Here is a 9747-nt window from a genome sequence, read left to right on the forward strand (position 1 = left end):
CCTCGTCGTCGCACTCCACGGGTTCGGCGGTGGCGCAGACGACGCGTTCGGCCTTGGCTTCGGCGACGCCGTCGAGCGGTCCCGGATGGCTCTCGCCTCCGTGGACGGTGGAAAAAGCTACTGGCACCCACGCCGCGACGGCACCGACACCGGCGCGATGGTCCGAGAGGATCTCATCCCGAAAGCGCTCCAGGCGTCAGGACTGGCACCGTCCTCACGCGTGGTCTTGCTGGGCTGGTCGATGGGCGGCTTCGGTGCCCTCCTGCTCGCCAGCGAGCTCGGACGATCACGAGTCAGCGGAGTCGTCGCGGCCAGCGCGGCACTCTGGCAGAAGGGCAGTGAGACACCCGCCGCCGCCTACGACGGGCGCGCCGACTTCGACCGGTACTCGATCTTCAACCGTCTCGGCCTGCTGCGCGGAATCCCAGTGAGACTCGACTGCGGAACATCGGACCCCTTCATCGCGGCCAACCGGGCACTGGCACGCCGTCTCCCCACAGCGGAGGCGCACTTCACCACAGGCGGGCACGACGACAACTTTTGGAGCAGCAACGTCGACGCCGAAATGACGTGGGCAGCCACCCGGACCTGATCTCGCTCGCACTGCCCCTCGCCAAGACCCTCGTGAGAGAGCAGCTGTCCCTGACCCTGCGCCACCAGGCCCTACGACGCCCGGTCGTCAGCGTGAGAGGTTTATGGATCTGCCGCGTGTAGGACGTCCGTGACCACCGGACCTGTGCCCTCGACGACTCGAGGTGATTGCCTGTGGGTACCGCCAGACGACTAGTAGCGCTGTTCTCGATTGAGCCGTCGGGCGTTCCCGATGAGGCACTACCTGGAAGCCGCTCGTGGGGCATCAGCGCAGGTCAGGGTTAAAGTCACGATCCCCCAGAGGCCCCGGGGGTCAGTACTTTAATCGGGACAAACCTCAGTACTACACCGCTGTAGCCCGGTCCGTACGAACCTCCGGTTCAAAGTATGCCGGACGCTCTCCGCCGGGCCGATGCGGTGCCCTCCCCCGCACGTGTCAGTTGTTGTTGACGGCGCTCGAACACGTCGCTCCCGGGGGCCGCATATCCTGCCTTACACCGGGTGGGCAGGCCGGTATCACGTTGCCAGGTCGGTCGGCCGAGAGGCAGGAAGCGGTCAAGGCCTCGGCGGACGCACCTGTAACTCGGCCCGGACCAACTGGTTGGCTTGCCCGGCGCCAGCGCTTGCGAGAGCGTGGTGCGCCATGCCGAGAGGGCCTCTTGACTCATGCCTTGGCTACGGTGTCCTACAGCGACACAACGTTGCCGACGTTGCAACCGAATATGGCCGCCTGTCGCCGGCCTCCGCGTAGCGTGAGCGGATGTTTCTCCGCCGCGCCGCCCGACGGTCCGCCCCGCCCCCGCCGACATCGTCGGATGCCCATTCCGAGATGCGGGTGACCCGGTCCGTGCCGATCATCCGTCGCGCCGCGGACGTGTTCGCGTTCATCGAGGACCCGGCGAGTCAGCTGCTGCTTGAGGACGAGGTCGTCGCGGCGGTGCGGATGCCGGGGACCGGTCCCGGGGTCGGTGAGGTGCAGGTGTTCCTCCACGCCACACCGGAGGGCCGAAGCATCAGGAGCCTCGAGGTGCTCGAGTACGAGCCGAGCACCCGCGTGCTGGTCCGGTCGCTGGATCCCCTACCGGCCGGGATGCTCGAGGCGACCACCGAGCTCAGCATCAGCGCGGACGGACCGGATAGCTGCGTGATGAGGCACACCGCCCGGTACGTGTTGGCCGCGGCCGCCCTCGCCGAGCCGGCCGCGTCCCAGTGGGCCGGGTACCTGGGCTCGTGGCTGGAGTCGATGCACGTCCGAGCCCAAAGAACCCTCGAGGCCGACCTAGCCTGACGGAGACCCCGTCGGACGGCCTTCCGCGGTCGCGGGCGATCCCACGTTTGGTCGCGTGCCTTCGGGCGCGGATGGCCGGGCGTCGGGTCGTGCCATCCCGGCTGCAGGGCCACCGCAAATCCACGGATGGGCGGGACACGGCAACATCGAGCGTTCGGGCCCGGCTGCGCGCTCGGCGCGTCACGGTGGTCGCCGCACGCACGTGCGCAGTGGACGCTCCAATCGCAGCCTACTGCCGGTCGACCTGAGCCGGATCATCCTCGGGAATGCTGAAGAACCGACCTATGGGCCCCGTTCTCGATCGGCCAGTACGGCGTTCCCGATCAGCACCTCCCCAAAGACTGCTGACGACGCATCGTCCCAGGTCAGAACTAAATCACCGACCCCCAGCGTAGGTACTTCCATCGGCACAAGCCTGGGGACGACAGCCATGTGTCGCGCTCGTTACCAACCTCCGCGGACCCTGTGCCGGACCCGCAGACCGGGTCCGCCAGCAGTCGAGGACGACGAAGCGCTTGGCGCATTTCGACCAAACACCCGCACACGGCACCTACTCTCCGTAGGTGCGCAGATTCGCCGGGCGCGTCACGAAGTCAGTCATCGCGTACTACCGCACGAGTGACGAACCAGCTCCGCAGTGGATGCGCTCTCACAGGCGACTCGTGAGCCTCGCTGCCGTGGTCGTCTTCATCGGCTGCGGCCTCAGCATGAGCCTGCTCGTGGATACCTATGGCCCACTGCTCGGCTTCGTCGTGTGGCTACTCGTCTATCTGCTGATCCAGGTCCCTACCGACAACGCGCTTCGGCGCGTGATCAGTCGACGGCGACGGTGGAAACGCATCAAGTAGGTCTCGGCGCCTAGGCCTCGGCGACAAACGCAACCTTGACCCAACTCCTGCATGCAGGGCGCGCGGTCCGCCCGACGGGTGCGTCAGCGGGCGTGGCGCGCGCCGGTGACCGCGGCCCAACCGGCGAGCCCCAGGTAGCAGACGCCCTCGAGGCGCGGTTGCGCGGCTTGGAAGCGGGACTTGCGGGTGACCCAGCCACCGATGGAACCGGACGCGGCGGCGAAAGCGACGTCCCAGATCGCGCCGATGGCCCAGAGGACGCTGCCCAGCAAAAGGATCTGTCCCGCCTCGGACCCTCGGGACGGATCGACGAACTGGGGCAGGAACGCGAGGTAGAAGATCACCATCTTCGGGTTGCCTAGTCCGACGACCAGGCCCTTCCGGAAGGAGCGTGCCAGCGGGACCGGCGTGGCGCCGGACGCCCGGTCCCGACCCGACCGTCGTGAGCGGAAGGCCTTCACGCCCAGATAGACCAGGTAGGCGACGCCTCCCCACCGGACGAACTCGAAGGCCAGCGCCGAGGAGGCCAGCAGGGCAGACAGCCCCGCCGCGGTCAGTAGGACCCGGAGCGCGGCTGCCGCCTCGATCCCGCCGGCCGCCGCCAAGGCGGAACGTCGTCCATGGCCGATGCCGTGCGCAAGCAGGAAGAGGTTCGAGGGACCGGGCACGAGCATGATCCCGACGGACACGACCGCGAAGGCAAGGAGCGTCTGCTGGCTGGGCACTGGCCAAGTCAACCAAACCATCGGCCACCGGCGCTGCAACGTCCATGAGCGGCATACGAGACGTTTCGTATGCCGCTCATGGAAGGGTCGCGTTCCGACCTAGTGGTGCCCGGGTGGCCGGCCGGGCCACCCGCGCACCGCATCATCTAGGCGTTGTCCCCGTCGAAGGCATCCTTGACATTGCCCGCGGCGTCCTTCAGCTGCTCACCGCGCTGCTTCATGTCGGCCGAGGCCTGGTCGGACTTGCCCTCGGCCTCAAGCGACTCGTTGTCGGTGGCGTCGCCCCAGGTCTCCTTGGCCTTGCCCTTCATGTCCTCAGCAGCATTCTTGGCCTTGTCGGTGGCACCCATCAACTTCTCCCTTCGTGGAGTTCAGCGAGTGATCCGGATGTACCCGCGGCCCCGGCGAAACAAACCGCCTGGGACGGAGACACCCCTGTCCGTGGTCTTTGGGAGAATGGAGCACGTGCCCACCTCGCCACACCCCACCAAGCCCGCACAGGTCCCGCAGACCCGCGACCTGACGCGCTTCGCCTACCTGTCCATCGCCGCGGCCATCATCACGATCACACTCAAGGTCGTCGCCTGGCGCCTGACGGGCTCGGTGGGCCTGCTCTCCGACGCCGCCGAGTCGGTCGTCAACCTCGTCGCCGCCATCGCGGTCCTCATCGCGCTCCGCGTCGCGGCGCTGCCCCCGGACAAGAACCACCACTTCGGGCACTCGAAGGCCGAGTACTTCTCCGCGGCCCTCGAGGGCCAGATGATCTTCATCGCGGCGGTCGTCATAATGTGGTCGGCCGTCGAGCGGTTCCTCAACCCGCAGCCGATCGAGAACGTCGGCATCGGCCTCGGCATCTCGGTCGTCGCCTCGGTCGTGAACGGTGTCGTGGCCATGGTCCTGCTCCGGGCCGGGCGCCGCCACCGCTCCCTCACCCTCGTCGCCGACGGCAAGCACCTCATGACCGACGTGTGGACCTCGGTCGGCGTCGTCGTCGGTGTCCTGCTCGTCGCGTTGACCGGCGTCGAGCGGCTCGACCCGATCGTCGCCTTCCTCGTCGGCCTCAACATCGTCGTGACCGGGTGGAAGCTGCTCCAGCAGTCCGTCGACGGGCTCATGGACATCGCGATGTCGAAGGACGACAACAAGGCGATCGCCGAGGTCATCTCCGGGTTCGTGACCGAGGAGGTGCACTTCCATGCCCTGCGCACCCGCGTCTCCGGGCACCACCGGTTCGCCGAGGTGCACGTCCTGGTCCCCGGCGCCTGGTCCGTCCAGCGCGGCCACGACCTCATGGAGGACGTCGAGGCGGCGGTCCACCGCGCGGTCGAGGACGTGACCCTCACCTGCCACCTGGAGCCATCCGAGGACCCGCGGGCCTACGGCGACTACAGCGCCGAGTTCCCCATCCCGACGCACGCCGACATCGTCGCCGCCGCCGACTCGGCCGGGCGGCCCGTCGCCCAGCAGGCGGACACCGGGACCGAGGCCGAACCGAAGCGCCGCCCGTGACACCGCGCCATGTCGTCGCCCCCTCCCCCATCGGCGAGCTCACCATCGTCGCCGAGGAGGGTGCGATCACCCGGGTGCACATGGACGCCGCCAAGTACCGCCCCTCCGACCTCGCCCGCTACGGCGAGCCCGCCGATCCGACCGAGGAGCCCTTCGCGTCGGCCGTCCGCCAGCTCGCCGAGTACTTCCGCCGCGAGCGCCGAGACTTCGATCTGCCCCTCGCCCCCGCCGGCGACGACTTCGCCCAACGGGTCTGGGCGCTGCTGCGCGCCATCCCCTACGGGGAGACAACGACGTATGGCGCGCTCGCCCGCGCCCTCGGTGACCGCAATCTCGCGCAGGCGGTTGGGCACGCCAACGGCCACAACCCGATCGCCATCGTCGTCCCCTGTCACCGAGTCATCGGCGCCGACGGCAGCCTCGTCGGCTACGCGGGCGGACTCGACCGCAAGCGCTTCCTCCTCGCCCTCGAGGAGCCGCTGCCCGACGACGCCGGCCGGCTCTTCTGAGGCCGCGGGCGCTCGGACCTCACACTTGCCGGCGACGGGACGTTGACAGGGCATGAGACACCCCTTCGAGCAGGCGGTCACCGAGCACGGGCACGTCGTGCTGCGGGTATGCCGCGCTGTGCTGGGGCCGGTGGACGCCGACGACGCGTGGTCCGAGACCTTCCTCTCGGCCCTGCGCGCCTGGCCAGACCTGGCGGATGACGCCGACGTGCGAGCCTGGCTCGTCACGATCGCGCACCGCAGGGCGATCGACGTCCTCCGGGCCCGGCAGCGGGCGCCGGTCCCCGTGGCGGCCGCACCTGACCGCCCGGCGGTGGGAGGCCACGACGGTTTCCCGCTCCCCGACGAAGACCTCTGGGCCGCCCTCGCCGCCCTCCCCGACAAGCAGCGCCTTTGCGTCGCCTACCACCACGTCGCCGGCCTGCCCCACCCCGAGGTGGCCGCCATCGTCGGCGGCACCCCGGCCGCGGCCCGCCGCGCCAGCGCCGACGGCATCGCCGCCCTCCGCCGCACCTACCCGCCCTCACTGGAGCGTGAGACCCATGCCTGAGTCCATCCTCGCCCCCCTCACCACCCTGACCACCCCCACCAGCGACGACACGCGGCACCGTGCCGGCCTGCACGAGCGGCTTCTCAGGGCGGCCACCACGGACGACCTCGTCGACGTGACGTACCGGGTCGTCGACACGCCGATCGGTCCTCTCCTCCTCGCCGCAACACCGGTCGGCATCGTCCGCGTCGCCTTCGCGTCCGAGGGGCACGATGCCGTGCTCGAGTCCCTCGCCGCGCGCGTCGGGCCGCGAGTCCTGCTCGACCCCAACGGGTTCGGACAGCTCAGCGACGAGTTGGGCGACTACTTCGCCGGCCGTCGCCGCACCTTCGACGTCCCCGTCGACCTGCGGCTCGCGCAGGGATTCCGGCGTGAGGTCCTCGGCCGGCTGCGTGAGATCCCCTACGGCAGCACGAGCTCGTATGCCGCCGTCGCCGCCTCCGCCGGTCACCCCCGGGCCGTGCGTGCCGTCGGCACCGCGTGCGCGACGAACCCGATCCCGATCGTGGTGCCCTGCCACCGTGTCGTCCGGTCGGATGGCACCCCGGGCGGCTACCTGGGCGGCCCGGAGACGAAGGCGTTCCTGCTGCGGCTCGAGTCAGCCGCCGCCTGACCCGGTCGAAAGATCAGGTTCGGTCGAGGGCCGGCTCCCGATCCGACTCCTCCCGCGGAGCTGGGGGCCAACCGCGCTGGCAAGCGGGAGGACGGTGGCGGCATACGGCATGCGCGATGCAACGAAATGGCGTCCCGGTGGGTCTGCATTGGTGTACGACACTGGACGAGCCCACCCACCCGACCGGGGAACCGATGAGACGCACGGACGAGGACGCCTTCCGGGCGTTCGTGGCGGAGCGCCAGACGGCGCTGCGGCGGCGCGCCTTCCTGCTCTGCGGCAACTGGGCCGACGGCGACGAGCTCGTGCAGGAGGCGCTCGCTCGGGTCTATGTGGCGTGGCCACGGATCGGGGCAGGCGCGCAAGCGGCCTACACCCGGCGGACCATGCTCAACCTCTACCTCAACGACCAACGCAAGCGACGACGCGAGGTGCTGACCGACGACCTGCCGGAGCCGCCGACGAGCGACCACGACCGCGATCTCGCGATGACGTTGACCGGGCTGCTCGACGGGCTGCCCGAGAAGCAGCGGGCCGTCCTCGTGCTCCGGTTCTGGGAGGACCTCACCGTCCCGCAGATCGCAGAATGCACAGGCGTCGCCGAGGGCACCATCAAGAGCCAGATCTCCCGGGGGCTCGCCGCCCTGCGGGACCGGCTCGCAGAACCACCGCTGAGCGGAGCCCTGACATGAGCGAGCAGCAACTTCGGAAGGCCCTTGGCGCCGTGAACGATCTCGAACCACCTCAGGACGACCTGTTCGTCGAGCGGGCGATGCGCCGGGGGCGGGCCAAGGCCCACCGGCGCCGGTCATGGGTGGTGGGGACGGCCGCGGCAGTGGCGCTCGTCGGCGTCGTCGGCGGCACGTGGGTCGCGGACCATCCCGGGCAGGACGCCTCGACGGCGAGCGGCTCAGCCTCCGGGATGTTGCGGGCGCCGGGCATCACGGAGGACAACGCGGCTCCGGCCCCCGAGCTAGCCACGCCGGGCGCGCACTCTGGTGGGGCCCCAGCCCCGATGCTGCCGGCAGGCGGCCTGTCCGGCTGGTTCACTGGCCCCATGACGCCCGTGCGGGCGGCGCTCGAGTCGCTCGCACCGACGCTTGAGGCGCGCTTCCCCGACATCTTTGCCGGCATGTATGCCGCTGACGCCGGCAACGCGCACATCGTCGTCTGCGTGACGCGCAGTGATCCTGCGCTCCAGGCAATGGTGGCCTCGGCGGTGCCGGCCGGGTCGGACGTCGAATACCGGACCGTCGGGCACTCGATCCGGGTGCTGCGCGACGCCGCGGCTCGGATCGAGTCGGAGCGAGTGGCCCTCCAGGCCCGCGGCGTGATCGTGCTCGGGACGTACCTCAACGCCCGGACCAACCGAGTCGTGGTGTCGACGACGGGCGACGACCATGGGGCGGTCGCAGCTCTCGTCGGCGCGGACGTCGTGACCGTGGTGGTCGACACGTCGCACACGCCGAGGCCGATGCTGCCGGGAGGGTCAACGCAGGCACCGCTCCAGCGCTGACCACCCTCGTCGAGCGAGCACCCCGCCCCACGCGTCACAACGCCCCCCTCGTCGAGTGAGCACCCCGCCCCACCGGTCACAGGGCCGTCCGAGCCCGGCGAGAGGAAGTCCCCGACTAGGGTCGCCTCATGCGACAACCGGGACGGTCAGAGGCACCCATGTCACCGGTCGAGGCGCTCCGGCGCATCTGCTTCCTGCTCGAGCGCGGCCGCGAGAACCGCTACCGGGTCGACGCGCTGCGGCGGACGCTCGAGTCGATCCGGCTGATACCCGAGGACGAGCTGCGCGAGCGGGCGCAGTCCGGGACGCTCAAGCAGCTCAAGGGCATCGGCGACGCCAGCGCCGCCATCATCACCGAGGCGCTGCGTGGCGAGGTGCCGCGCTACCTCACGACGGTCGAGCGGGAGCACGGCGACCAGTCGGCCTGGGAGGGCTCGGAGCTCTACGGCCGGCTCGTCGGTGACCTGCACGTCCACTCGAACTGGAGCGACGGCGGCAGCCCGATCGAGGAGATGGTCCTCTCGTCGGTCGAGCTCGGCCAGGAGTGGATGGCTCTGACTGACCACTCACCCCGGCTCACGGTCGCCAACGGCCTGTCTCGCGAACGGCTCGAGCAACAACTGATCCGGGTGGACGCGATCAACGGCTCACTCGGCGACTCGTTCCGCCTGCTCAAGGGCATTGAAGTCGACATCAACCTCGACGGCACCCTCGACCAGGACGACGACATGCTCGACCGGCTTGATGTCGTCACTGCCTCGATCCACTCGAAGCTCAGGCAGCCGTCCCTCGAGCTGACCCCGCGCATGGTCGCGGCCGTCCGCAATCCGCGTACGAACGTGCTGGCCCACTGCACCGGGAGGCTGGTCACAGGGGGACGCGGCACGCGGCCCCCCTCGACCTTCGATGCCGAGAAGGTGTTCCGTGCCTGTCTCGAGAACGACGTCGCCGTGGAGATCAACTCGCGGCCCGAGCGGCAGGACCCGCCGGACGAGCTCATCGAGCTGGCCCGCGACCTCGGCTGCCTCTTCACGATCGACTCCGACGCGCACGCGCCGGGGCAGCTCGACTTCAAGTACCTGGGCTGCGAGCGCGCGGAGCGCCACGGCATTCCCGCAGAACGGATCGTCACGACCTGGCCGGTCGAGGACGTCCTCGAGTGGGCGCGCGGCTGACGCCGGAGAGTCTCGAGGCGACCTTGTGACCGGTCGACGGCGACCTTATGACCGGTCGAGGGAGAGATTGTGGCCGGTCGACGGGACGTCGGGAGGTCGGCGCGAGCACGGTCCGAGCTGTGCGGCATACGGATTTGGTGCGCGCCGGAATCTCCCCTATAGTTTCGACGTCCCAACGGGGATAGGTCCCCATCGTCTAGCGGCCTAGGACTCCGCCCTTTCACGGCGGCAGCACGGGTTCGAATCCCGTTGGGGATACGTACGACAACTGAACAAGCTTGGCCCCGTAGCGCAGTTGGTTAGCGCGCCGCCCTGTCACGGCGGAGGTCGCCGGTTCGAGCCCGGTCGGGGTCGCTTCCCCGAGAGGCGGCGCGCCCCCAACACAACGCCCCCCCTGAGGTCTTTTCGAGTACCGTCGAGTTT

12 protein-coding genes and 2 tRNA genes are annotated in these 9747 nt (G+C 69.7%); 12 read left to right on the forward strand and 2 right to left on the reverse strand.

The window, feature by feature from the left end; all coding sequences use genetic code 11:
• From ACTHJJ_RS07910 to ACTHJJ_RS07920, 3 genes are all read left to right on the forward strand, one after another.
• The coding region (locus tag ACTHJJ_RS07910; RefSeq protein ID WP_440302394.1) for an alpha/beta fold hydrolase at positions 1–592 on the forward strand (592 nt) is incomplete at its 5' end.
• A gap of 759 nt (positions 593–1351) precedes the next feature.
• Positions 1352–1879 (forward strand): hypothetical protein, encoded by a 528-nt coding sequence (locus ACTHJJ_RS07915; protein WP_440302395.1) that lies wholly within the window; start codon positions 1352–1354, stop codon positions 1877–1879.
• A 563-nt stretch (positions 1880–2442) separates the two neighbouring features.
• A complete protein-coding gene (locus tag ACTHJJ_RS07920; protein WP_440302396.1) occupies positions 2443–2727 on the forward strand; it encodes a hypothetical protein in 285 nt (94 codons plus the stop codon).
• A gap of 83 nt (positions 2728–2810) precedes the next feature.
• On the opposite strand, the gene ACTHJJ_RS07925 is transcribed toward ACTHJJ_RS07920, so the two are convergent.
• Both ACTHJJ_RS07925 and ACTHJJ_RS07930 read right to left on the reverse strand, forming a co-directional pair.
• Positions 2811–3452: a LysE family translocator gene (locus ACTHJJ_RS07925; protein WP_440302397.1), complete on the reverse strand. Its 642-nt coding sequence runs from the start codon at positions 3450–3452 to the stop codon at positions 2811–2813.
• Between the two features lie 146 nt (positions 3453–3598).
• Positions 3599–3802 (reverse strand): CsbD family protein, encoded by a 204-nt coding sequence (locus tag ACTHJJ_RS07930; protein WP_440302398.1) that lies wholly within the window; start codon positions 3800–3802, stop codon positions 3599–3601.
• A gap of 115 nt (positions 3803–3917) precedes the next feature.
• On the opposite strand from ACTHJJ_RS07930, the gene ACTHJJ_RS07935 reads away from it, so the two are divergent.
• The 9 genes from ACTHJJ_RS07935 (at position 3918) to ACTHJJ_RS07975 (ending at position 9678) form a co-directional block, all read left to right on the forward strand.
• The gene (locus ACTHJJ_RS07935) at positions 3918–4961 is read left to right on the forward strand and encodes a cation diffusion facilitator family transporter (RefSeq protein WP_440302399.1); all 1044 of its coding nucleotides are present in this window, start codon (positions 3918–3920) and stop codon (positions 4959–4961) included.
• A complete protein-coding gene (locus tag ACTHJJ_RS07940) occupies positions 4958–5470 on the forward strand; it encodes a methylated-DNA--[protein]-cysteine S-methyltransferase (protein WP_440302400.1) in 513 nt (170 codons plus the stop codon). The genes ACTHJJ_RS07935 and ACTHJJ_RS07940 overlap by 4 nt, the downstream gene beginning before the upstream one ends.
• A 52-nt stretch (positions 5471–5522) precedes the next feature.
• Positions 5523–6020 (forward strand): RNA polymerase sigma factor, encoded by a 498-nt coding sequence (locus tag ACTHJJ_RS07945; protein ID WP_440302401.1) that lies wholly within the window; start codon positions 5523–5525, stop codon positions 6018–6020.
• Entirely contained in the window at positions 6013–6633 is a 621-nt protein-coding gene (locus ACTHJJ_RS07950) for a methylated-DNA--[protein]-cysteine S-methyltransferase (protein WP_440302402.1), read from the forward strand. The genes ACTHJJ_RS07945 and ACTHJJ_RS07950 overlap by 8 nt, the downstream gene beginning before the upstream one ends.
• A 194-nt stretch (positions 6634–6827) precedes the next feature.
• Complete coding sequence (locus ACTHJJ_RS07955; RefSeq protein WP_440302403.1) at positions 6828–7325, forward strand: SigE family RNA polymerase sigma factor; 498 nt, start codon at positions 6828–6830, stop codon at positions 7323–7325.
• Positions 7322–8149, forward strand: coding sequence for a hypothetical protein (locus ACTHJJ_RS07960; protein WP_440302404.1), 828 nt, complete (start codon positions 7322–7324; stop codon positions 8147–8149). Before ACTHJJ_RS07955 ends, ACTHJJ_RS07960 begins: the two co-directional genes overlap by 4 nt.
• Before the next feature lie 158 nt (positions 8150–8307).
• Positions 8308–9324 (forward strand): PHP domain-containing protein, encoded by a 1017-nt coding sequence (locus ACTHJJ_RS07965; protein ID WP_440302405.1) that lies wholly within the window; start codon positions 8308–8310, stop codon positions 9322–9324.
• 185 nt (positions 9325–9509) lie between these two features.
• Positions 9510–9582 (forward strand) — tRNA-Glu (locus tag ACTHJJ_RS07970).
• A gap of 22 nt (positions 9583–9604) precedes the next feature.
• A tRNA-Asp gene (locus ACTHJJ_RS07975) sits at positions 9605–9678 on the forward strand.
• Positions 9679–9747 lie beyond the last annotated feature (69 nt).

The organism is Intrasporangium sp. (assembly GCF_051961875.1).
GTDB lineage: Bacteria > Actinomycetota > Actinomycetes > Actinomycetales > Dermatophilaceae > Intrasporangium_A.